The 22787-nt window shown below is 72.3% G+C and carries 21 protein-coding genes; 8 read left to right on the plus strand and 13 right to left on the minus strand.

What is annotated here, in order from left to right:
- Positions 1-8: 8 nt before the first annotated feature.
- The 4 genes from K8U61_RS03940 to K8U61_RS03955 form a co-directional block, all read right to left on the minus strand.
- Positions 9-227, minus strand: a complete 219-nt coding sequence (locus K8U61_RS03940; protein ID WP_224121659.1) for a DUF6752 domain-containing protein — start codon at positions 225-227, stop codon at positions 9-11.
- A gap of 1 nt (position 228) precedes the next feature.
- A complete protein-coding gene (locus K8U61_RS03945) occupies positions 229-1773 on the minus strand; it encodes a LicD family protein (protein ID WP_224121660.1) in 1545 nt (514 codons plus the stop codon).
- Between the two features lie 3 nt (positions 1774-1776).
- The gene (locus K8U61_RS03950) at positions 1777-3180 is read right to left on the minus strand and encodes a phospholipase D-like domain-containing protein (protein WP_224121661.1); all 1404 of its coding nucleotides are present in this window, start codon (positions 3178-3180) and stop codon (positions 1777-1779) included.
- An 83-nt stretch (positions 3181-3263) separates the two neighbouring features.
- Positions 3264-3713, minus strand: coding sequence for a hypothetical protein (locus K8U61_RS03955; protein ID WP_224121662.1), 450 nt, complete (start codon positions 3711-3713; stop codon positions 3264-3266).
- Positions 3714-3792: 79 nt separating this feature from the next.
- Here K8U61_RS03955 and K8U61_RS03960 point away from each other — a divergent pair, with 79 nt between their 5' ends.
- Genes K8U61_RS03960 through K8U61_RS03975 form a run of 4 tightly spaced genes read left to right on the plus strand, consistent with a single transcriptional unit; the run spans position 3793 to position 7131 of the window.
- Positions 3793-5052, plus strand: coding sequence for a magnesium transporter MgtE N-terminal domain-containing protein (locus tag K8U61_RS03960; protein WP_224121663.1), 1260 nt, complete (start codon positions 3793-3795; stop codon positions 5050-5052).
- A complete protein-coding gene (locus tag K8U61_RS03965) occupies positions 5049-5585 on the plus strand; it encodes a DUF1003 domain-containing protein (protein ID WP_224121664.1) in 537 nt (178 codons plus the stop codon). The genes K8U61_RS03960 and K8U61_RS03965 overlap by 4 nt, the downstream gene beginning before the upstream one ends.
- Positions 5586-5607: 22 nt before the next feature.
- A complete protein-coding gene (locus tag K8U61_RS03970) occupies positions 5608-6771 on the plus strand; it encodes an Mrp/NBP35 family ATP-binding protein (protein ID WP_224121665.1) in 1164 nt (387 codons plus the stop codon).
- 18 nt (positions 6772-6789) lie between these two features.
- Positions 6790-7131 carry a sec-independent translocase gene (locus tag K8U61_RS03975; protein WP_224121666.1) on the plus strand — a complete coding sequence of 114 codons (342 nt, stop codon included), beginning with the start codon at positions 6790-6792 and terminating at the stop codon, positions 7129-7131.
- A 10-nt stretch (positions 7132-7141) separates the two neighbouring features.
- Here the strand turns inward: K8U61_RS03975 and K8U61_RS03980 are convergent, their stop codons facing one another.
- Together K8U61_RS03980 and K8U61_RS03985 are read right to left on the minus strand one after the other, a co-directional pair.
- Positions 7142-7675, minus strand: a complete 534-nt coding sequence (locus K8U61_RS03980; protein WP_224121667.1) for a hypothetical protein — start codon at positions 7673-7675, stop codon at positions 7142-7144.
- A 35-nt stretch (positions 7676-7710) separates the two neighbouring features.
- On the minus strand, positions 7711-9114 hold the full coding sequence (locus K8U61_RS03985) for a sulfatase family protein (RefSeq protein ID WP_224121668.1): 1404 nt from the start codon (positions 9112-9114) through the stop codon (positions 7711-7713).
- Between the two features lie 179 nt (positions 9115-9293).
- On the opposite strand from K8U61_RS03985, the gene K8U61_RS03990 reads away from it, so the two are divergent.
- Positions 9294-9950, plus strand: a complete 657-nt coding sequence (locus K8U61_RS03990) for a LysM peptidoglycan-binding domain-containing protein (protein WP_224121669.1) — start codon at positions 9294-9296, stop codon at positions 9948-9950.
- Between the two features lie 5 nt (positions 9951-9955).
- A complete protein-coding gene (locus K8U61_RS03995; RefSeq protein WP_224121670.1) occupies positions 9956-10516 on the plus strand; it encodes an Rv3235 family protein in 561 nt (186 codons plus the stop codon).
- A gap of 204 nt (positions 10517-10720) precedes the next feature.
- On the opposite strand, the gene secA is transcribed toward K8U61_RS03995, so the two are convergent.
- Positions 10721-13519, minus strand: a complete 2799-nt coding sequence (gene secA, locus K8U61_RS04000; RefSeq protein WP_224121671.1) for a preprotein translocase subunit SecA — start codon at positions 13517-13519, stop codon at positions 10721-10723.
- A 153-nt stretch (positions 13520-13672) separates the two neighbouring features.
- Here secA and K8U61_RS24810 point away from each other — a divergent pair, with 153 nt between their 5' ends.
- Both K8U61_RS24810 and K8U61_RS04010 read left to right on the plus strand, forming a co-directional pair.
- Entirely contained in the window at positions 13673-14254 is a 582-nt protein-coding gene (locus K8U61_RS24810) for a TetR/AcrR family transcriptional regulator (RefSeq protein ID WP_263426491.1), read from the plus strand.
- 24 nt (positions 14255-14278) lie between these two features.
- On the plus strand, positions 14279-15388 hold the full coding sequence (locus tag K8U61_RS04010) for a glycosyltransferase (RefSeq protein ID WP_224121672.1): 1110 nt from the start codon (positions 14279-14281) through the stop codon (positions 15386-15388).
- Here the strand turns inward: K8U61_RS04010 and K8U61_RS04015 are convergent.
- The 6 genes from K8U61_RS04015 to mtrB all read right to left on the minus strand — a co-directional run bounded on the left by K8U61_RS04015 (position 15342) and on the right by mtrB (position 22785).
- Positions 15342-16550: a winged helix-turn-helix domain-containing protein gene (locus K8U61_RS04015; protein ID WP_224121673.1), complete on the minus strand. Its 1209-nt coding sequence runs from the start codon at positions 16548-16550 to the stop codon at positions 15342-15344. The genes K8U61_RS04010 and K8U61_RS04015 overlap by 47 nt on opposite strands.
- A 163-nt stretch (positions 16551-16713) precedes the next feature.
- Positions 16714-17394 carry a response regulator gene (locus tag K8U61_RS25350; RefSeq protein WP_224121674.1) on the minus strand — a complete coding sequence of 227 codons (681 nt, stop codon included), beginning with the start codon at positions 17392-17394 and terminating at the stop codon, positions 16714-16716.
- Between the two features lie 148 nt (positions 17395-17542).
- Positions 17543-18166, minus strand: a complete 624-nt coding sequence (gene hpf / locus K8U61_RS04025; RefSeq protein WP_224121675.1) for a ribosome hibernation-promoting factor, HPF/YfiA family — start codon at positions 18164-18166, stop codon at positions 17543-17545.
- 411 nt (positions 18167-18577) lie between these two features.
- Complete coding sequence (locus tag K8U61_RS04030; RefSeq protein ID WP_224121676.1) at positions 18578-19345, minus strand: ComF family protein; 768 nt, start codon at positions 19343-19345, stop codon at positions 18578-18580.
- Positions 19346-19402: 57 nt separating this feature from the next.
- Positions 19403-21157, minus strand: a complete 1755-nt coding sequence (locus tag K8U61_RS04035) for an LpqB family beta-propeller domain-containing protein (protein ID WP_224121677.1) — start codon at positions 21155-21157, stop codon at positions 19403-19405.
- Positions 21154-22785 carry an MtrAB system histidine kinase MtrB gene (gene mtrB, locus K8U61_RS04040; protein WP_224121678.1) on the minus strand — a complete coding sequence of 544 codons (1632 nt, stop codon included), beginning with the start codon at positions 22783-22785 and terminating at the stop codon, positions 21154-21156. The genes K8U61_RS04035 and mtrB overlap by 4 nt, the downstream gene beginning before the upstream one ends.
- Between the last annotated feature and the right edge of the window lie 2 nt (positions 22786-22787).

Genomic DNA, 22787 nt, shown 5'->3' on the forward strand with positions numbered 1-22787 from the left:
GGCCACCATCAGAGCGACTCCCGGAACCGTTCGATCGCCTCCTGGACGCGTGCCTCGTCGCGCGTGGCCACGGGGACCAGCAGCTCCTGGACGACGTCGACGATCTCGGCCAGCCGCAGGTTGTGCTGGCGCATCTCGGTGAGGTCGGCCTCGAGGTCGGCCACCCGCTCCTCGAGCCTGCGGATCGCAGCCCGGGTCCCACCCGGTCGCAGCGAGCTCAGCTCCACGTCACCACTCTCCCAGCACTCGCACGGCCCGACGGCCGTTCCGGTCAAACTCAACCACGTCGATGCCCGTGGCGCCCGCCCGGCGCAGGGCGGCCCGGAACGCCGCGACGTCCGGGGTGCCGACCAGCCACGCGGGCGGGTTCTTCGTGGTCGGCAGGTAGAACTCGGCGAGCAGCTGGCCGCCGTCGCGCAGCGCCATCGAGCACAGCCGGGCCAGCGAGTCGCGCCCGAAGCCGGAGGTCGCGTCGACGACGTGCCGCGCGAGGATCACCTTCGGGCCCGGCCGGCGCGCGAGCCAGGCCCCCTCGGCGAGCACCGAGCGCCACTCGGTCAGGTTCAGGTAGCGGGCCTCGAGGTCGAGGCCCTCCTCCTCCGCGGCGGCCTGGGCCATGCCGAGCGCGCGCGGCACGTAGTCGTACGCCGTCACGCGCAGCCCGCGGCGGGCCAGCCAGAGGCTGTCGGACCCGCGCCACGCCCCGACCTCCACGACCTCGGCCCCGATCGCCTGCGCGACCTTGCGCGCCTTGCGGGCCAGCCGCGACGGCTCGGGCGGCACCGGCTTGCGGAGCGTGACGGCCGAGCGGCGGTCCCACAGCCGGGACCCCGGCTTGGTGCCGCGGAACCAGTCGTCGAAGGCCCGGATGGTGCGCTCCGGGGTGGTGAACTTGAACGCCGGGTCCGGCACCTTCCAGCTGGGGCCGTACATCGCCTCGAGGAACTTCTCCGGCCGCGCCGGCACGGGCATCGGCCGCCCCTCCAGCTCGGCGGTCCCGAGCGGGAAGACCCAGGCCGGGTCGAAGTCCACGCCGACCTCGCCCATCAGGTAGAGCCGGCCCTGGTCGAGGAACCCGCCGAACACGTCGAGCCCGCGGGTCACCTCGGCCTCGGTGACCGAGATCTTGAAGGCGCCGCCGCTGTAGCGGGAGATCTCCCACCCGTCGGCGGCGAGCCGCCGCTGGATCTCGAAGGACTCGCGGACCACGTCCACGGGGTCGCTGTGCCGGCTGACGTAGCCGAGGTCGGCGTCGGAGTCGTGGCCGAGCACGGCACCCTCCCGCACCGCGCCGAGCAGCGTCCCGTAGGCGAGGAACGGCTCGACGCCGGTCGCTCGTACGGCGGCGAGCACGGCCTCGGTCGCGTCGAGCAGGGCCGCGATGTCGTCGTCGGACCGGCCGGCGAAGGTCGGCACGAGACGCCCCGACTTGTCGATGCCGAGGTCGACGCCCATCCGGTTCTGCACCAGGATCTCGCCCTCGCCCGACCCGAGCGCGACGTCGCGGTCGAAGCACACCTCCCCGGTCGCGGAGTCACGCAGGCTGATCCGCGCGCGACCGTCCAGGTGCCGCTGCAGGGACGCCGGCCACGCGACCCGCCGCACGGGCGCGATCCCCTGGAGGGGCCGCGGCGCGCGGGCCTCGGTGTCGCGTCGGCTCCAGAACGTCCAGACCCGGCGGTCGTCGACGCAGACGTCGACCGAGCGGTCCGCGGTGGTCGCGAAGGCGATGCCGCGGTCGTCGACCCGCCGGACCCAGAGGAACCGGGGCACCGGTCAGTCCGAGTCCATGTGGGCGTAGGGGTTCACGCCGGTGGTGGAGTACGGCGTGCCGTCCTCGAGCACGGCGTTCTTGCCGCTGCCGAAGACCAGCTCGTCGCCGGTGTCCTGGGCGTCGACCGCGCCGCGCCGCGCGGTGGTCGTGCCGTTGCCGCCGGTCGTGCCGTTGCTGGTGGTGTCGGACGGCTCGGACTTCGGGAAGTTGTCGTACCAGTAGTCGAGGTGGTCCTGGTAGCGCAGCGTCAGCGCCTTGTTCCAGTAGATGCCGAGGTTCTCGTCGCTGGACCGCGCCAGGCCCGACCAGTTGGCGGAGCCGTTGAGGACGACGTAGTTGCCCCGGTCGCCACCGACGTTCCCGACGATCGACATCGCCTTGAGGTGGAAGTAGTTGTCGAACTCACCGTCACCGTTGAAGTCCTGGACCAGGTGCTTCATCGGCACCGGGCCGCGGCCGCTCTGGCTGCGCAGCAGCTTGCCGATCGCGACGCCCACGACGGTGTAGCCGATGTGGATGTTGCAGCCGTTCTGCCAGAGCTGGCGCACCTTCTGAGCCAACCGCATGCCGCGCTCCTTGCGGATCACGTCGGGCGCGATCCGGAGGGTGGTGCGGTGGTTGGCGGTGTTGGTGGCGCGGCGGCACGTGACCTGGTTGAGCAGCTGCATCACCGGGTCCTTGGGGGTCTTGCCCTTCCGCGTCTTGCCGGCCAGCGGGAACATGATCTGCCGCGTGGCGCCGAAGCGCGCGGAGGCGAACGGCCGCTTCAGCGGCTTGTCCTGCTGAGCCTCCTGGAACCGCGCGAGCCAGAAGTTGTAGACGTCCTTGTTCCGGACGGTCGTGTAGATGTCGTTCCACTGGTTGTTGGTCGACGCGAGGGTGAGGTTGGCCGAGCCCTGCATCGCCACGTTGTGGGCCTTGCCGGCCTGCGAGAAGAGGAAGAACTTCGCGTGCGCCGAGCCGGTCTTGCCACGGCACGAACCCTGGCAGGTGCGCGCCCAGCTGAGGTTGGACTTCCTGTCGATGCCCTTGTTGCCCTTGCGCAGGCCGTTCTTCAGCCGACGGAACGGCTGGTTGGGGACCTCGTCGGAGTTGTTCTTCGCGTCCATGATGATCCGGACCGTGACGCCGCGGCTCTGGGCGCGCAGCAGCGCGTCGGTGCCCTCGCGCGTCAGGAAGTTCCAGGTGAAGAAGTGGATCCGGCTGCCGTGCGGGGCGGAGTTCACCGAGCGGAGGATCTTGCGGAAGATCGTCCGGCGCGTCTGGGTGTTGCCGATCGGGCTGTTGAACGTCGGCCCGGCGTGCGGCGTGAAGTGGTCCGGGGTCGCCGACGCCGGCGAGGCGGTCATCGGTAGCGCGAGGAGGCCGATCGTGACCAGCAGGGCTAGAAGTCTGGCCGCGCGCATGGGGCTCCTCATCGGTTCGGGGTCGTGTCGCTCTGTCGGGGCGCGCCACGGACCGGGGTCGGTCGCGCGGCGGCTGATGGTGCTCAGGCGCGGCACCTGCGCAGCGCCGCGCGGTAGTCGTGGTCCTTGAGGAGCGACACCGTCGTCATGTGGATGGTCCCGCCGGGCACGCCGTAGTAGCGGTCGTCGTAGGTGACGAGACGCTGGCCCGACGAGCAGCCGAGGCCGTGCACCTTCACGTAGGTGCCGTCGTCCTCGACACACCCGCGGTAGGACCGCGGCAGCGAGCCGTCCTCGGTCCACGTGTCGCCGCAGGTGGGCGCGTCCGCGGGTGCGGTGGTGGACGGCGAGGCGGAGTCGGTCGCCGAGTCGGTCGCCGAGTCGGTCGCCGACACGGTGGGGTCCGCGGCGGTGCCGTCGGAGTCCGAGGTCTCGTCGCCACAGCCGGCGAGGCCGCCTCCGAGCGCGATGCCGAGCGCGGCCGTGCCGAGGAGCACGGGCAGGCGCCGACGAGGCGAACGAGAGGCGAACATGCGTGGAGTATAGGTCGCCACGGGTGTCGGAACGGGCATCGACGGTGTACTCACAGGTTCGCCGGTAGCGTGTCCGGACGTGAGCACCACCCCTGCCCGCGTCTTCGCGGCCCGTCTCGTCGGGCTGCCGATCTTCGACCCCCAGGGCGACCAGGTGGGCAAGGTCCGCGACCTGGTCGTGGCGGTGCGCTCGGAGGTCCACCAGCCGCGCGTGCTCGGCCTGGTCGCCGAGGTGTTCGGGCGGCGCCGGATCTTCGTGCCGATGACCCGGGTGACCAACATCGACAGCGGCCAGGTCTACACGACCGGGCTGCTCAACATGCGCCGCTTCGAGCAGCGGCCGACCGAGACCCTGGTGATCGGGCAGATGCTCGACCGCACGGTCACCATCCGCGGCACCGGTGTCACGGGCACCGTCTACGACGTCGCGATGGAGCAGGCGCGCAACCGCGACTGGGTGCTCTCGCGGGTCGCGGTCCAGGAGCCCGCGAAGGGGCTGCGCCGCCGCGGCCAGTCCCACGTCGTGGAGTGGCGCGACGTCGACGGGCTCAGCCGGCGCGAGGAGGCGCAGGGCGCCACCCACCTGGTCGCCGCGCTCAACGAGATGCGCCCGGCCGACGCGGCGAACATGATCCACGACCTGCCGCCCGAGCGTCGTACGGCGGTCGTCGCCGCCCTCGACGACGAGCGCCTCGCCGACGTCCTCGAGGAGCTGCCCGAGGAGGACCAGGTCGAGATCCTCGAGCACCTCGACTCCGAGCGGGCCGCCGACGTCCTCGAGGAGATGTCCCCCGACGACGCGGCCGACCTGATCGCGGACCTGCCGCCGGAGACCGCCGAGGCGCTCCTGGAGCTGATGGAGCCCGAGGAGGCAGAGGACGTCCGGCGCCTGCTGTCCTACGTCGAGAACACCGCCGGCGCGATGATGACGCCCGAGCCGGTGATCCTCGGCCCGGACGCCACCATCGCCGACGCGCTCGCCCACGTGCGCAACCCGGAGCTGACCCCGGCGCTCGCGGCACTGGTCTACGTGTGCCGCCAGCCGCTCGAGCCGCCGACCGGCAAGCTGCTCGGGGTCGCCCACATCCAGCGGCTGCTGCGCGAGCCCCCCTCGACCCTGGTCGCGGGCGCCCTCGACGACTCGATGGAGTGGCTGCGCCCGGAGGCGACCATCGACGAGGTCGCGGCCCACCTGGCCACCTACAACCTGGTGGCGGCGCCGGTGGTCGACGAGGCCGGGCACCTGCTGGGCGCCGTGACCGTCGACGACCTCCTCGACCACATGCTGCCCGAGGGCTGGCGTGACCGGGCCGTCCGGCACCACGAGGACGTGTCATGAGCGACCGCTCGCCGCGCCTCGACACCCCGAAGGACCTCAAGCGCAAGCCGCTGGTCCGCCGCCCGTCGTACAACTCCGACACGTTCGGGGTCTTCGCCGAGGGCTTCGCCCGCTACATGGGGACCGCGCGGTTCCTCATGTGGATGACCGCGGTCGTCGTCTTCTGGGTCGTCTGGAACATCGTGGCGCCGCGCTCGATGCGCTTCGACGACTACCCGTTCATCTTCCTGACGCTGGTGCTGAGCCTGCAGGCGTCGTACGCCGCGCCGCTGATCCTGCTCGCCCAGAACCGGCAGGAGCAGCGCGACAAGGTCGTCGCCGAGCAGGACCGGCAGGCCAACGCGCGGGCGCACGCCGACATGGAGTTCCTGGCCCGCGAGGTCGCCTCGCTGCGGATGGCCGTCGGCGAGGTCGCGACCCGCGACTTCCTGCGCTCCGAGCTGCGCTCGCTGCTCGCCGACCTGGACGAGCGGGCGCTGGAGAGTGTGAAGGGTCACGCGGAGGATGACGACGCCGGCGTGGCCGGCGCCTGACCCCACCGTAGACTCGGCGATCATGAGCACCACCACCCTCGAGCACGTCCAGGCGGCCCTCGCGACCGTCCAGGACCCCGAGATCAAGCGTCCGATCACCGAGCTCGGGATGGTCGAGTCCGTCGAGGTCGACGACGCCGGCGTGGTCCGGCTGACCGTCCTGCTGACCGTGGCCGGCTGCCCGCTCAAGGACACCATCAACCGCGACGTGACCGCCGCCGTCGCGGGCGTCGCCGGCGTGACCGACGTCGACCTGTCGCTGGGCGTGATGACCGCCGAGCAGCGCGCCGGCCTCAAGGACATCCTCAGCGACGGCAAGGCGCAGCGCGAGATCCCGTTCGCCCAGCCCGGGTCGCTCACCAAGGTCTACGCGATCGCCAGCGGCAAGGGCGGCGTCGGCAAGTCCTCGGTGACCGTCAACCTCGCCCTGGCACTGGCCGGGCAGGGCCTCAAGGTCGGCGTCGTCGACGCGGACATCTACGGCCACTCGGTCCCGGCCATGCTCGGCGTCGCCGACCAGCGCCCGACCCAGGTCGACGACCTGATCATGCCGGTCCCGACCGCCAGCGGCGTCTCGGTGATCTCGATCGGGATGCTGAAGCCCCGCCGCGACCAGGTCGTCGCCTGGCGCGGCCCGATGCTCGACCGGGCGCTCGTGCAGATGCTCGCCGACGTCTACTGGGGCGACCTCGACGCGCTGCTCCTCGACCTGCCGCCGGGCACCGGCGACATCGCGATCTCGCTCGGCCAGCACCTGCCGGGCGCCGAGGTGGTCGTGGTGACCACCCCGCAGGAGGCTGCCGCGGAGGTCGCCGAGCGGGCCGGCACGATGGCCTCGATGATGCACCAGCGCGTGGTCGGCGTCGTCGAGAACATGAGCTACCTCCCGTGCCCGCACTGCGCCGCCGATGGCACCGACCACCGGCTGGAGATCTTCGGCTCCGGCGGCGGCGCGCGGGTCGCCGAGACGCTGTCGCAGCGCTTCGGGTACGACGTGCCCGTGCTCGGCGAGATCCCGCTGGACACCTCGCTGCGCGAGGGCGGCGACGTCGGCAAGCCGATCGTCGACGCCGACCCCACGGCCCCCGGAGCCGTCGCGCTCACCGCGATCGCGACCCGTCTCGCGGGCCGCGGCCGCGGGCTCGCCGGCATGCAGCTGGGCCTGACGCCCACGAGCAAGTTCTGACGCAGTAGGTTCTGCAGCGTGTTCGGGATCGGCCTACCGGAGCTCGCGGTGATCCTCGTGGTCGCCGTGATGGTCTTCGGTCCCGACAAGCTGCCCGACCTCGCGCGGCAGGCGGGGCGACTCATGCGGCAGGCGCGCTCGATGGCCAACGCGGCTCGTGACGAGCTGCGCGCCGAGCTCGGTCCGGAGTTCGCCGACCTCGAGCTGCGCGACCTGGACCCGCGGGAGATCGTCCGCAAGCACATCGCCGAGGCGATGGCGGAGGACGACGAGGACGAGGCCCCCGCCCGGCGTGCCCGGAGGGGCCAGCGGCCCCTCGGCGAGGGCGAGCGGCCGCCGTACGACGACGACGCGACCTAGGTCCTGGCGCTCAGTCCCGCCGTTGCACCGCGGCGAGGGTGGCGAACGCGACGAGGACCTCGCGGCCCTCCCCCACGACCAGCTCGGCGAAGTCCGCGCCGACCCGGTGGACCCGACCGTCGTGGCGGCGCCCGTCGACCAGGTGGACGACGCACCGGTCGCCCGCGTCGGCGACCCGCCGGAGCGCGGCGCCGAGCCCGAGCCGGGCCAGCGGCGACCAGGCGACCTCGGGGAGCGCCCGGGGCGAGGCGCCGTGGACGGCGGCGACGGCGTCGAGCCGGACCACCCAGTCCTGACCCGCGCCGCCGACCAGGCACCATCCGGTCGCGACGCGCTCGAGCACCCCGGTCACGACGCCGACACCGAGCACGTCGAGCGCGACCTCCGCACCGACCGTGGCCGCGAGCCGGCCCGCCAGGGTGACCTGCTGGTACTCCGCCCGGCTCCGGTCGGCCAGCTCGGCCTCCCGCTCGGCGTCGTAGAGCGCCTCCGCCTGTCCCTCGAGGTCGTCGAGGAGCGCGAAGAGCTCTTCCTCCCAGGTCACGCGCAGCACCGTACCGGGGCGCCTGGAGCCGCGCCCTACACCTCGAGTGCCCGCAGCGAGCGTCCCGCGGCGTCGCGCAGGGCATCCGTCACGTCCCGGTAGCCGGTGACGTCGACCTCGCCGGCGACGGAGCGCATCTGGTACGGGTCGTCGTCGAGGTCGTAGAGCTCGACCGCCCCGCCCTCGGCGTACCAGTCGATGAAGGCGAAGCTGTCCTGCCGGAGCATCGACCAGCCGAGCTTGGGGTTCTCGGAGTAGAGGCGCCGGCGCCAGCCCGCCCAGCTGCCGGAGCGCAGGCCGTCGAGCATCGACCTCCCGTCGAGGGCACGGCCCGCGTCGGGATCGAGGCCGGCCAGCGCGAGCGTCGTCGGCATCAGGTCGGCGGTGCTGACCAGTGCGGTCGACTCCCCGGCCGGTACGCCGGGGCCGCTCACCACGAACGGGACGCCCGTGGACTCCTCGTAGGGCTGCTTCTTCTGGAAGAGCCGGTGCTCGCCGAGCAGGTAGCCGTTGTCGGAGACCAGCATGATCACGGTGCGATCGAGCTGCCCCGTGTCGGCGAGCGTCTGCAGGAGCCGGTCGACCTGGTCGTCGAGGTCCTGCAGCTCCTCGAGCTTGCCCTCGTAGATCCGCCGCATCGTGAGCAGGTCCTGCGGCGGCAGCGACTGGAGGAACGCGGGCTTGTCGCTCATGTCGGCCTCGTTGAAGGCCGGCGGGTCCCACACCACGTCGTCGAAGTCGTGCCGGTGCCGACGGCTCGGGCGGTAGGGGTCGTGCGGGCTGGTCGGCGCGAACACCGCGAACCACGGCTCGGCGGCGTGGTCGCGCAGGAAGACCCGGCACTGGCGCGCGGCCAGGTGGTCGGGGGCCGCACCGCGATGCACCTCCTGCGGGCGCACCTCCCCGTCGACGTTGACCGCGTCGACGTGGTCGAGGGTGGTGACCCAGCGGGACCAGCCGGGCGCGACGTACGACGGCTCCTTGCCGTGGCCGTTGAGGTACTTCCCGAAGTAGCCGTTGGTGTAGCCGGCGGCCGCCATCCGGGTGGCCACGGTGTCGTGATCGAGGCCCTTGTGGAGGAAGAGCGGCAGGGTGTCGTTGGAGACCACCCCGTGGTTGTGCGCGTACATGCCGGTGAGCATCGTGGCCCGCGACGGGCCGCACCACGGCACGGCCACGTAGCCGTTGACGAAGTTGGTGCCGCGGGCCACCAGGCCGTCCATCGTCCGCGGCATCAGCTTGAGCATCCGCCGGGTCTGGTCGTCGGTGATGATCCACAGCACGTTGGGCGTGGGGGCGGCGGCCCGTCGGTGCCCGGACCCGGTCGCGGTGGCGTAGCCGGCGGCCGCGGCCAGCAGGCCGGCGCCGGTCGCGCTGCCGGCGGCACCCCACAACAGGCTGCGGCGCGTGAGCGCCGGAGGACGACCCGAGGACGGCATCTCGTCTCCTGCGTGTGGCTGGTCCCAGCACCCCGATCGATCAACCCGACCCATCCAAGCAGCCGGTCCAAGGTGCGGCGCTGGTCACGACGTGGCTGTGCACAAGCGGTTGACATCGTCGTTGAACAAGCGTTTCCTGATGCAAACAGACGCAAACACAAGGATTGGTATCTCGGGCCATGACCTTGACCGGACCCACGCTCCCCCGTGCACTCGCCGTCGTCGGTGCCGCGAGCGCGGCCGCCGCGACGATCGTGGTGGTGGCCGGCCCGGGCCTGCTCGGGGCGCGAGCCACGCCCGACGGTGCATTGGTCGCCGCCTGCGCCGCGGTCGCGCTCCTCGCCACCGCCTGGCTGTGGCTGACCACGTGCGTGATCGCGATCGCCGCCGTGCGCGGCCGCACCACGGTCCGCGGCGTACCGGCCCCGGTCCGCCGGGTCGTGCTCGCCGCCTGCGGGGTCGCCCTCGTGGCCGGCGCGGTCACGCCCGCCGACGCCACCCCGGGCGCCCCGCACGAGGACCACGCCCCGATCACCGGGCTGCCCTACCCCGACCGAGCCCTCGGCGGGCTCCCGGGCGGTGCGGTCCTGACCCTCGGCCGGATGCACCGGGCACCCCGGAGCACGCCCGCCACCGGCGTCCGGGTCACGGCCGGCGACTCGCTCTGGTCGATCGCCGCGGCGGACCTCGGACCGGGCGCCGGCGACGCCGCCGTGGACGCCCACTGGCGCGAGATCTACCGCCTCAACCGGGCCGAGATCGGCCCCGACCCCGACCTGATCCGTCCCGCCCAGCGGTTGCGGCTGCCCACGCCTGACCGCCCGTCCCGGAGGTAACCACGATGTCCCAGTCCACGGTGATCCCGCTCCCGGTGCCGCGACCGGTCCCGGTCAGCAGCGTCCAGGGCACCCTCGCCCTCGACCTGCAGCCGCGCCAGGACCCGCCCGAGCTCCGGCGCCACGAGGGCCGCCGCTCGGCGGACGTGATCGACATCGGCTCCCGGACCCGCGGGGAGGCCGAGCAGTGGGTGCACCGCTACGCGCAGGCGGCCGTCGAGATCGTCGGTGGTGACCGTCCGGTCAGCCAGCTGCTGCGCTGGAGCAGCCGCGACGTCTTCGAGGACCTCGACCGCCGGGCGCGGCTGGTCGCGCACGCCGGGCGGCACCAGCCCGGTCAGGGGCGGGTGCAGCCGGTCCGGCCGCGGGTGCAGGGCGTCCGCACCTGCTTCATCTCCGGCGACGTCGTCGAGGTCAGCGTCCGGGTGCGGTACGGCGACCGCTCCCGCGCCCTCGCCGCCCGCTTCGAGCGGCTCGCGGCCCGCTCCACCGGCCGCTGGGTCGGCCTGGAGCCGGAGCACCCCGGCGAGCGCCGTTGGTGCTGCACGGCGCTGGAGTTTGCGTAGGCAGCGTCGACGAGCGGAGCTCGTCGGCACGCGGCCTACCAGGTCGAGTGCCGCCGCGACCGAGCCTGCGAGGTCGCGACGCGGTGTATCGAGACCCGGTGAGACGACAGACGGCGGTGATCCGGAGATCGCCGCCGTCTGTTGAGTCTCAGAGGTCTCGATACGCTCGCTGGCGCTCGCTACTCGACCAACGAGTCGTCGCGGCTAGGAGACGCGCGCCGTGAGGCCGGTCGGGCCGCCGGGGCGGCCGTGGCACTGCTTGTACTTCTTGCCCGAGCCGCAGGGGCACTTGTCGTTGCGACCGGTGCCGGCGAACTCGTCCTCGGCGGCGACCGAGGTGGCCGTGACCGCGGCCTCGCCGTCCTCCGACGGGGCGGAGTAGGAGAGGTTCTGCGGCTGCTTCGGCACCTCCAGGCCCTTGGCCTTGATGCTCGGCTGCTCGGCCGAGGGGAGGTGGCGGGCCATGGGCTCCTCGACCTCGTCCTCCTCGATCTCCTCCTCCTCAACCTCCACCTGGACGTCGAGGTTGAAGAGGAAGCCGACCGACTCCTCCTTGATGCCGTCCATCATCGCGGCGAACATGTCGAAGCCCTCGCGCTGGTACTCGACCAGCGGGTCGCGCTGGGAGTAGGCGCGCAGGTAGATGCCCTCGCGGAGGTAGTCCATCTCGTAGAGGTGCTCGCGCCACTTGCGGTCCAGCACGGAGAGCACGACCCGGCGCTCCAGCTCGCGCATCACGACCTCGCCGATGGCGTCCTCGCGGGCGTCGTAGGCGAGGTTGGCGTCCTCCTTGAGGAGGTCCAGGAGCTCCTGCTGGTCGATGTGGTCGAGGCCGCCGGCGTCGGCGATGACCTTCTCCTGGTCGACGCCGACCGGGTAGATCTGGCCGAGCGCGGTCCACAGGGCGTCGAGGTCCCACTCCTCGGAGAACTCCTGCGTCGCGCCGCGGACGTAGCCCTCGACGGTGTCGTCGAGGAAGGTCCGGATCTGTTCCTGGAGGTCCTTGCCCTCGAGGACCTCGCGGCGCTCGCCGTAGATCACCTTGCGCTGGCGGTCCATGACGTCGTCGTACTTGAGGACGTTCTTGCGGGACTCGAAGTTCTGCGACTCCACCTGGCCCTGCGCGTTGGCGATGGCGCTGGTGACGCGCTTGTTCTCGATCGGGACGTCGTCCGGGATCTTCAGCACCTGGAGCACGCGGTCGACCCAGTCGGACTTGAAGAGCCGCATCAGCTCGTCCTGCAGCGACAGGTAGAAGCGCGACTCACCCGGGTCGCCCTGGCGGCCGGAACGACCGCGGAGCTGATTGTCGATGCGCCGCGACTCGTGGCGCTCGGTGCCCACGACGTAGAGGCCGCCGAGCTCACGGACCTCGTCGTGCTCGGTCGCGACCTGCTCCTTGATCCGCTCGAGCATCGCGGGCCAGGCCTCGTCGTACTGCTCGGCGGTCTCGCCGGACGGCTCGAGGCCCTGCTTGCGCAGCTCCTGGTCGGCGAGGAACTCGGTCGAGCCGCCGAGCATGATGTCGGTGCCTCGACCGGCCATGTTGGTCGCGACCGTGACGGCGCCCCGGTGGCCGGCCATCGCGACGATCTTCGCCTCGTCGGCGTGGACCTTCGCGTTGAGCACGGAGTGCGGGATGCCGCGCTTGCGCAGCTTCTGCGAGAGGTGCTCGGACTTCTCGACCGACACGGTGCCGACCAGTACCGGCTGGCCCTTCTCGTGGCGCTCGGCGATGTCGTCGACGACCGCGTCGTACTTGGCCTCCTCCGTGCGGTAGACCAGGTCGGGCTGGTCGATGCGCGCCATCGGCCTGTTGGTCGGGATCGGGACCACGCCGAGCTCGTAGATCTTGTCGAACTCCGAGGCCTCCGTCATGGCCGTACCGGTCATGCCGGAGAGCTTGTCGTACATGCGGAAGTAGTTCTGGAGGGTGATCGTGGCGAGGGTCTGGTACTCCTCGCGGACGGTCACGCCCTCCTTGGCCTCGATGGCCTGGTGGAGGCCGTCGTTGTAGCGGCGGCCGGCCAGCATGCGGCCGGTGTGCTCGTCGACGATGAGCACCTCGCCGTTCATGACGACGTACTCCTTGTCGTTGCGGAACAGCTCCTTGGCCTTGATGGAGTTGTTCATGAAGGAGATCAGCGGGGTGTTGACCGAGTCGTAGAGGTTGTCGATGCCCAGCTGGTCCTCGACCTTGGTGATGCCGGGCTCGAGCACCGAGATGGTGCGCTTCTTCTCGTCGACCTCGTAGTCCTCGTCCTTGACGAGGGTGCGCGCGATCTTGGCGAACTCGGCGTACCAGGCCACGTCGTCCTGGGTCGGGCCGCTGATGATGAGCGGGGTGCGCGCCTCGTCGATGAGGATCGAGTCGACCTCGTCCACGATCGCGAAGTTGTGGCCGCGCTGGACGCACTCCTCGATCGAGCCCGCCATGTTGTCGCGGAGGTAGTCGAACCCGAGCTCGTTGTTGGTGCCGTAGGTGATGTCGCAGTCGTACGCCGCGCGCCGGGCGTCGGGACGCATCTCCGGGAGGATCACGCCGACGGTGAGGCCGAGGAAGTGGTGGACGCGGCCCATCATCTCGGACTGGTACTTGGCCAGGTAGTCGTTGACGGTGACGACGTGGACGCCCTTGCCGGCCAGGGCGTTGAGGTAGGCCGGCGCGACCGCGACGAGGGTCTTGCCCTCACCGGTCTTCATCTCGGCGATGTTGCCAAGATGAAGCGCGGCGCCACCCATGATCTGGACGTCGAAGGGACGCAGGCCGATCACCCGGCGGGCGGCCTCGCGGACGGTCGCGAACGCCTCCGGCATCAGGTCGTCGAGGGACTCGCCGTCCTCGTGCCGCTTGCGGAGCTCGTCGGTCATGCCCTGGAGCTCTTCGTCGGTCATCGCCACGAAGTCGTCCTCGATGGCGTTGACCGCCTGCGCGACGGCCTCGAGCTGGCGCAGGATCTTGCCTTCGCCGATGCGGAGGATCTTGTCGAGAATGGCAGGCACGTGTGTCCACTTCCTGGAAGTAGCCGCGGATGGTCGAGCGGCGCCACTCTACCCAGCGGCCGAAGCGTGCCCTAACCGCCATCGGCAGACCTGGGCATTCGCGTCAATGCCTATTGACACGAATATCCGGCATCGATGTCAATGGGCACTGACATGAAAACCACGCGCCGCTACACCATGACCGCCCGGGCCGAGGCCGTCGAGCAGACCCGGACCCGGATCATCGAGGCCGCCCTGGCGCTGGCCGAGACCCGGCCGGTCTCCGCGATCACCCTCGACGCGGTGGCCGCGGCGGCCGGGGTGAGCGTGCAGACGCTGCTGCGCCGGTTCGAGAGCCGGGCCGGCCTGGTCGAGGCGGTCCGGCAGCACGCCGTCGCGATCGTCGCCGAGGAGCGGCGTACCCCCGTCGGCGACATCGACGCCGCGATCCGCACCGTGCTCGACCACTACGAGCTGCGCGGCGACGCGGTGCTCCTGATGCTCGCCGAGGAGCACGAGGACGCGGTGACCCGCGAGGTCACCGACCGCGGCCGGGAGTTCCACCGCGCCTGGGTCGCGAGCGCCTTCGCCCCCTTCCTGCCCTCCCACGACCGGGCGCGCGAGGAGCTCCTCGACCTCCTCGCCGTCGCGACCGACGTCTACACGTGGAAGCAGCTGCGCCGCGACCGCGGGCTCGACCTCGCCACCACCCACGAGCGCGTCGACACCCTCGTCCGCGCCCTGCTCGCCCACTGATCCCACCTGTCACCGGGAGCACCCATGTCCGACGTCCTCTTCGTCACCTGGGACGGCGGCGGCAACGTGCCGCCCGCCGTCGCGCTCGCCCACGAGCTGGTCGGCCGGGGCCACTCCGTCCGCTTCCTCGGCCACCCGACCCAGACCGCGACGCTGGCCGCGACGGGCCTCGACGTGGTCCCCTCGCACCACCTGCGTCCCTTCGACTCCGCGCGCGACTACTCCGCGCTGCGGATGCTCGGCACCTTCGCCGACCGGGGCACCGGCCGGGACCTCCTCGGCGCCGTCGCCGACCGCCCCGCCGACCTGGTGGTCGTCGACGCCCTCGCCTTCGGCGCGATGGACGCCGCGCGCCGCGCCGGGCTGCGGTACGCCGTCCTCGAGCACATGTACGACGCGGCCTACCGGTCCGGGATCCTCGGCGGCCCGATGGGCCTCAACCTCCGGCTGCGCCGGCTCGCGCCCCGTGCCGCGCTCGACGCGGCGGCCGTACGGGTGCTGACCACGCTCCCCGAGCTGGACCCGACCTCGGCGCCGAACCTGCGTCAGGTCGGCCCGGTGGTCGACTGGTCACCCCGGGTCGGGGCCGAGCCCACGGTCGTGATCAGCCTCAGCACCTTCGGGTACGGCGGGATGGCGCGGGTGCTCCAGCGGCTGGTCGACGCGACCGAGGGGCTGGACGCCCGCGTCCTCGTCTCGACCGGGCCGGTCGTCTCCCCCGACGACCTGCGGGACCGCCCGGGTGTGGAGGTGCATCGCTGGCTGCCGCACGCCGAGGTGCTGCCGGATGCGTCGGTGCTCGTGACCCACGGTGGGCACGGCTCGACCATGGCCGCGCTGGCCCACGACGTGCCGGTCCTCGTGGTCCCGCTCGACCCGAAGTCGGACCACCGGGTGATGGGGCGCAGCATCCAGGCCGCCGGCGCCGGCGCGACGATCTCCCCGAAGGCCGCTCCCGCCCAGCTGCGCGCCGCGCTCGCCGCCCTGCTCGCCGACGGACCGCACCGCGGGGCAGCGGCCCGACTTGGGGCGGCGATCCGGGCGACCGACGCGGTCGCGGCCGGCGCCGACGCGCTGGAGGCGGCGATCAGGGACGGAGCAGGGGCGCCAGGTCGCCGCGCGGCTCGACCGTGATCGAGGCGAGGCCCAGCCAGTCGGCGAGCCGACGCAGCTCGGCCGACAGCTCCTCGGCGGTCTCACCGGGAGCACCCGGCTCGGCGTACGCGCCCTTGACCACCAGCCGCCCCGCCCCGGCGTCGAACTGCCGGTCGGCCTTGAGGTCGACGCGCGCGACGATGCGGTCGCCGAGGAGGAAGGGCAGCACGTAGTAGCCGTGCACCCGCAGCTCGGCCGGCACGTAGATCTCGATGCGGTAGTGGAAGTCGAAGAGCGACTCGGTGCGCGCCCGCTCCCACACGACGGGGTCGAAGGGGCTGAGCAGCGCCCGGGCGTCGACCCGGCGCGGGAGGCGGGCGTCGCGGTGGAGGTAGGCGGGGCGCTTCCACCCGGCCACCTGCACGGGGAGCAGCTCGCCCTCCTCGACGAGCTCGGCGACGGCGGTCGCGGTGTCGGCGACCTCCATGCGGTAGTAGTCGCGCAGGTCCTGGATCGTCGCGACTCCGTGGGAGCGGGCGGCCCGGCGGACCAGCTCGCGGCCGGCCTCCGCGCGGGTGGGCGTCGGCAGCGCGAGGACGGCCGGCGGGATCACCCGCTCGGGCAGGTCGTAGCGGATCTCGAACTGGCTGTTGCGGCCCGCGATCGCCACCTGGCCGGAGGTGTAGAGGTAGTCGAGGACGCGGCGGGTCTCGGACCAGTTCCAGCCCCAGTTGTCCTTCTCCCGCGGCAGGCCGTCATCGAGGTCGCGCGCGGTCGAGGCGCCGCGGTCGGCGATCTCGGCGAGCAGGCTCTTCTCCAGCGCGATCACCTCCTCGGTCGCGGCGACGAAGCCCCACTTGCCCCGCTTGGCGCGGTAGTCCTCCATGCGGTGCTGCATCACCGGCCAGAGCTCGACCGGCATGAAGGCCTGGACGTGCGCCCAGTACTCGACCATCCGGCGCGGGCGTCGCTCCGAGGCGCGGCGCAGCAGCTCGGGGTCGTAGGGGCCCATCCGCGAGTAGAGCGGCATGTAGTGGGCGCGCTGGAGGACGTTGACCGAGTCGACCTGGAGCACCCCGGTGCGCTCGAGGGTGCGCTGCAGGGTGCGCATCGTCGGCTCGGCGTGGGGCTTGTCGAGGAAGCCCTGGGCGGCGAGCGCCGTACGACGCGCCTGCGCGACGGACATCGACTCCCGGGGCATGCAGTGAGGCTAGAGGAGCCCACGGACAGTCCCCGTCAGAATCCCTGAGTGTCAGTGACCCTGGCGTCCAGCGCGTGCTCTGGCAAGGCGGAGGACCGAAGGCGGCCTTTGAGCGGAGCGGGCCGTCGAGGGACGACAACGCAGCCAGAGTGCGTGATGGGCGTCAGGGCAGATCGAGGAGCTTCTCCTTGACGGCATACATGACGGCTTCCATCCGGGAGTGCAGCTGGAGCTTCTCGAGGATGTTGCGCACGTGATTCTTCACCGTGTTGTCGCTGATGTAGAGCTCCTTGGCGATCTCCCGGTTGTTCATGCCCTTGGCCACCAGCCGGAGCACCTCGAGCTCGCGGTCGGTGAGCCGGAGCCCGGGGACGTGGTCGCGCTCGGGGCGCAGCATCTGCTTGAACTCGTCGATCAGCTTGACCGCCATCGAGGGGCTGATCAGCGACTGGCCGTCGGCGACCACGCGCACGGCCTGGGCGACCTCCTCGATCGAGGAGTCCTTGAGGAGGTAGCCGGCGGCGCCGCTCTTGACCGCCTCGTAGAGGTCGGCCTCCTCGTCGGAGACGGTGAGCATCACGATCTTGGCCGACGGGACGGTCTCCTTGATCGCCACGCAGGCCTCGATGCCGGAGCGCTTGGGCATCCGGATGTCGAGGAGCACGACGTCGGGCGCGGTGCGCTCGGCGAGGGCGGTGCCCTCCAGCCCGTCGCTGGCCTCGCCCACGACCTCGATGCCGGGCTCGACGGCCAGCAGCATCGTCAGACCGCGACGGAAGAGCTCCTGGTCGTCGACCACGAGCACGCGAATCGGCTCACGATCGGCGTCAGTCGGCTCGGCCACCTGTGCATCATGGCACGGGTGGACCCCCCGGCGCGCGCGTGCGGGGGGCGGGGCATGCGAACGGGATGGCCCGAAAGGGCCATCCCGTCCTTGTGGAGCGGACCGCGCAGCACCGCCTGGATTGCCGGGCACCGGGCCCGGCCGGTGCTCAGACGGTCGCCTCCACGTCCAGCGAGATCACACCGTAGTCGTATCCGCGCCGGCGGTACACGACTGCGGGCCGATCGTTCTCCTTGTCGACGTAGAGGTAGAAGTCGTGACCGACGAGCTCCATCTCGTAGAGGGCCTGGTCGAGGGTCATCGGACTGGCCGGGTGGGTCTTCTCGCGGACGACGAGCGGACCGTCGCCGGTCACCGTGATCGGGCCGACCTGCCGGTCGGTCACCAGCTCGTCCTCGAGCGACTCCGGCACGAGCTCCTGGTCGTCCGCGAGCGCGGCGCCCACGGACACGGGGGTCCGGCCGCCCTTGTGCACCCGGCGCCGGTCGGCGGCCCGGCGCATCTGCGCGGCCATCTTGTCGAGCGCGAGGTCGAGGGCGGCCATCTTGTCGGCCGCGCACGCCTCGGCCCGGATCACGGGCCCCTTCGAGAGCGCCGTCAGCTGGAGACGTACGGCGCGGTCGGCCTGGCGCGGGTTCTTCTCACACTCGACCTCGACGTTCATCCGGATGATCCGATGATCGTGCTTCTCGAGCTTCGCCAGCTTCTCCTCGACGTGACTGCGGAACCGATCGGACAGCTCGCAGTGACGACCCGTGACCACAACTTCCATGTGAACCTCCCGATTGCACTGACCCCATGAGTGGGGGTTTATCGGTCAGCCCCGCGCACGACCTCCTTCGGGCGTGCCGGGGAACCGGCGTCCTCCGAGGACACCGACGAAGGTGGGTGGAGTCCGTCCGGCCGACCTGGTCTTCGACCCCACACTCGCCTGCTGAGGCTTCCGCAGCTTCTCCGCCACTAACGGCCTTCTCCCGGCGTCCGTCGTGTCTGACGACGGGGCCGGGGCAGGACTTACGACTAAGCCGCACCGTGCTCGCCGACCGCTCCCCCGACGGGGGCGGACCGACTTACGTGGACCGTTTCGCCTGCGACTGGCATCGGCTTGCCGGCTCAGCGCCCGGGACTCCCGGAGCGCCTCGACGACGCAACCACGGACCCGGACGGACTCCATGCACAGACGTTAGACCCTCCCCTCAAGTGATGAAAGGGGCCGGAGGTCCCGACCGCTCGAACGTCGGCGTGTCGCCGCCACCGCGGCCGCGGCGACGACCGTGAGACCCACTCCCTCGAGCGCGCGCTGGGCCTCCCGGAGGGTCGCCCCGGTGGTGATCACGTCGTCGCAGACGACCACCCGGGCCGCAGGTGTGCGCGCCGCGAGCCGGCGGAGCGGACCCGTCGGGCAGCACATCGAGCTGGCCAGGTTGGCGGCCCGGGCGGCGGCGTCGAGGCCGGCCTGGTCGACCACGCCGGACCGGCTGCGCAGCAGGGGCGCGACGCGTACGTCGCGCCCCTCGGCCCGCAGCCGTCGGCCCGCGGCGCGGGTGACGGCGCCGAGCGGGTCGTGGCCGCGGGCGCGGGCGCTGCCCCGGCGGGACGGCACGGGCACCAGCACCACCGGGCCGGGTGGGAGGTCGGCGACGGCCGCCGCGACGGCGACGGCGAGCAGGCGGGCCAGCGGCGGCCGGAGGCCGAGCAGCCGGCGCTCCTTGTGGCCGACCACCATCGCCCGCACGACGCCGGCGTACTCCCCCGCCGCCCACGGCGGCACCAGACCGGCCGGCACCGGCGTCGGCCAGGCGGGCCGGCCTCCGTCGGGCAGCGAGTCGGGCAGCGTGGCCGCGCACGGCTCGCAGAGCACGCGGCCGGGCCGGGCGCAGCCGACGCAGCGGCCGCCGAGCAGCAGGTCGACCCCGCCGTCGACGACGTCGCGGAACCCGCTGCCGGCCACGCTCCGATCGCACCACCCCAGGACCGCCGTCTCAACCGCGGCGGCGGCGCCTGTGGATCAGCCGCTGCCGGCGTAGGTCACGTAGGTGACGCCGTCGGCCAGGCCGGAGGCACGGGGAACGGACGTCGAGAGGTCGACCAGGCTGTTCGGGGTGACGCCGTAGACCGTGTCGTCGGCGGACGGGGAGCCGGCGAGGTCGCGCAGCTTGCCGGGAACGGTGCGGGTGGCGTTGTCGGCGGCGGGCGAGCCGTCGACCGTCGCGGAGCCGACCTGGGCGAGCGAGGACGAGAACGGGCTGAGGATCGCCAGGGCGGTCGGGCTGCGCCAGGTGACCGTGCGCACCGGCAGGTCGTTGTCCGGGACGCCGACGATCGTGTGCGCCGCCGTCGCCCAGAGGACCCGGCCGTTGCGGTTGTGGGCGATCCGGCTGACCACGACCGCGAAGCCGGCCGGGCGGCGTACGGCGGCGACGAGCCGGGTGCCGTCGCGCGACACCGTGAAGCTGCGGACGTCCGCGCCGCTGATGCCGCGGATGTCGACGGTCTGGCTGTCCCCGCCGGCCACCCAGCTCACGACCGCGCCGTCGGGGGTGCGGTCGACGAGCCAGAGTCGGCTCGCGAAGTCCCACACCGGTGGCAGCAGATCCGTGCCATCGTCGTACGCCGTCACGACCTTGCCCTTGTCGGCGCCGCTGACGGGCGCCTCCAGGACCGACCGGCCGTCGTCGGTGACGCCGGCCGCCGTGCCGGCGCCCAGGCTGATCCCGACGGTCCGGATGCCGACGGCGGCGGCGCCCATCGGTCCGCTCACCGGCTCGATCGCCCCGCCGGACGCACCCGAGGACAGCCGGCCGTTGCGCAAGGCGTAGAGGAGGGGGCTGGCGTTGGCGCCCGCTGGGTCGTACTGCGCGCCGCCGTCGATCCGGTAGGCACTGACCCCTCCCGGGAGGGCGAGCGCCTCGGTGTTGATCGAGACCCGGAGCGCGGTGATCCCGCGCACCTGACGCAGGGTCCAGGCGAGCTGGACCATCATCAGCTCGGTCGACTGAGGCGTGAGCTGGGCCGCGTCCCCTCGGAGCCCGATGTCCGCGATGCCGTCGTCCGAGACGTCGACCGAGAGCGAGAGCTTCATGCCGGCGGGGACGAAGCTCTGCGACACCCGGTCCAGCGTCGGTCCCGGTCCGAGCAGCAGCGCCTGGACGAGGTTGCTGGCCAGCTGCTGCCCGCTGGAGACGTAGACCGGCTCCGGCACGAGGATCTGCGCGGTCGGGTCGAAGTAGTAGAGCGACGCCGCCTGGTACCGCTGCTCGAACCACGACTCCGGCACGATCAGCGCGTCCGGGGCGGCGTCGATCCGCCACTCCCCGTCCTCGTAGGTCATCGGGAAGTCGATGGTGCGCTCGGACATGGGCAGCGAGCCCTGCCACGCGCCCTGCGCGTCGAGGTGGTGCGGGTCGGGCAGCGTGACCGCGACGCCGTTGGGGGTCTCGCGCAGCGGCGCGAAGTCGGCGTAGGTGATGGTCTGGTTCTCGGGGTTCCAGCTGGCCGCGGCGTCCTGGGAGAGGAACTCCTTGGCGGTGTTGGCCTGGACGGGATAGGCCTGCATCGCCTCCAGGAAGCCCCGGACGATCCCGGCCCGGGTGTCGCCGGCCTGCGGGGGCTTCGGGTCGATGTAGCCGCCGCGGATCCGGTCGGTCCCGCCGTCCGACCGGGTCTGCACGACCGGGCCGCTGGTGGGCATGCTCAGGCACCCGCTCAGGAGCAGCGCGGCGCACAGCACGACGCCGACCAGGGGGGTACGTCGCGCGCTCACGAGACGGGCTCCGTCACGTCGGCGGGCACGAGCGGCAGCGGGCTGTGGCGGAGCACCTGGCCCGCGCGGCGCGGCAGCGTCAGGCGGAACTGCGCACCCTCGCCCGGCCGGCCCCAGGCCTGGAGCCAGCCCCCGTGGAGGTGGGTGTCCTCGAGCGAGATCGAGAGGCCGAGACCGGTGCCGCCGCTGGTGCGGGCCCGCGCCGGGTCGGCGCGCCAGAAGCGGTTGAAGACCATCGACGCCTCGCCCGGGGCGAGGCCGACGCCGTAGTCGCGCACCGCGATCGCGGCGGCGTGCTCGTCGCCGTCGACCTGGACCACGATGCCCGGGTCGACGCCGTCGGTGGCGGCGTGGTCGATCGCGTTGGTGACCAGGTTGCGGACGATCCGCTCGACCCGGCGTACGTCGGCCTCGGCGAGGCAGGGGTGGCCCGGCGCCCGGACGACCACCGTCACCTGCCGCTGCTGGGCGAGCGGACGGGTGGCGTCGACGATCCGGTGGGCGACGTCGACGAGGTTGACGTCGTCGAGCTCGAGCACGGCGGCACCGGCGTCGAAGCGGCTGATCTCGAGCAGGTCGGCCAGCAGCACCTCGAAGCGGTCGAGCTCGGTCTGCAGCAGCTCGGCGGCGCGGGCGGTCGCCGGGTCGAAGTCCTGGCGGGCGTCGTGGAGCATGTCGCCGGCCATCCGGACGGTGGTGAGCGGGGTGCGGAGCTCGTGCGACACGTCCGAGACGAAGCGGCGCTGCACCCGGCTGAGCTCCTCCAGCTGGCGGATCTGGCGCTGGAGGTTGCTGGCCATCTGGTTGAACGAGGTCGCGAGCCGCGCGAGGTCGTCCTCGCCGGCCACCTTCATCCGCTCCTGCAGCTGGCCGGCCGCCAGCCGCTCCGCCGTACGCCGCGCCAGCCGGATCGGGCTGACCACCTGGCGGGTGACCAGCCAGGTCATCCCCGCCACCAGCACCAGCAGCAGGATCGCGGCGGTGAGGAGGGCGCGCGTGACGAGGGCCAGCGTCTCCTCCTGCTCGTCGAGCGGGAAGAGGTAGTAGAGCGTGTAGGTCTGGGCGTCGGCCGGCAGCACGACCTGCGACCCGACCACGATGCCCGGCTGCGCGGTGGTGACCCCGTCGCCGTCGGTGCTGCGGATGGTCGTGTAGGTCCACGCCGTCGAGCTCGACCCGTCGAAGTGCTCCTCGAGCGAGAGCGGGACGCTGCTGGTGGCGAGGCCCGGGGTCGAGTTGGTGCCGCCGTCGGCGATCCGGCCGCCCTCGCCGGTCGGACCGGCCAGCACCACCGAGAAGCCACGGGTCTCACCGCGCTGGATGATCGGCGTGACCAGGTCGCTCTTCTGGGTGGCCGCGTCGGCGTCAGTGCCGGGCACCGCGAGGAGCCGGTCGCGCGCGTCGGCGGTCTCGTCGTTGGCCTCGGCGACGACGGCGTCGACGCGGTGGTCAAGCAGGCCGTCGCGGGTCTGCTGGACGAGGTACCAGCCGACGATGCTGATCACCGCGGCGGAGAGCAGCAGGGTGCTCGCCACGACACGGGCCTGGATCGAGCGACGCCAGAAGGTGAGACCCCGGCGTACCGGCTCAGGGAGCCAGCGGGTGCCGCTCGGCCTCAGGTGCAGCATGC

Origin of the sequence: Nocardioides mangrovi (assembly GCF_020073815.1) — a bacterium.
Lineage (GTDB): Bacteria > Actinomycetota > Actinomycetes > Propionibacteriales > Nocardioidaceae > Nocardioides > Nocardioides mangrovi.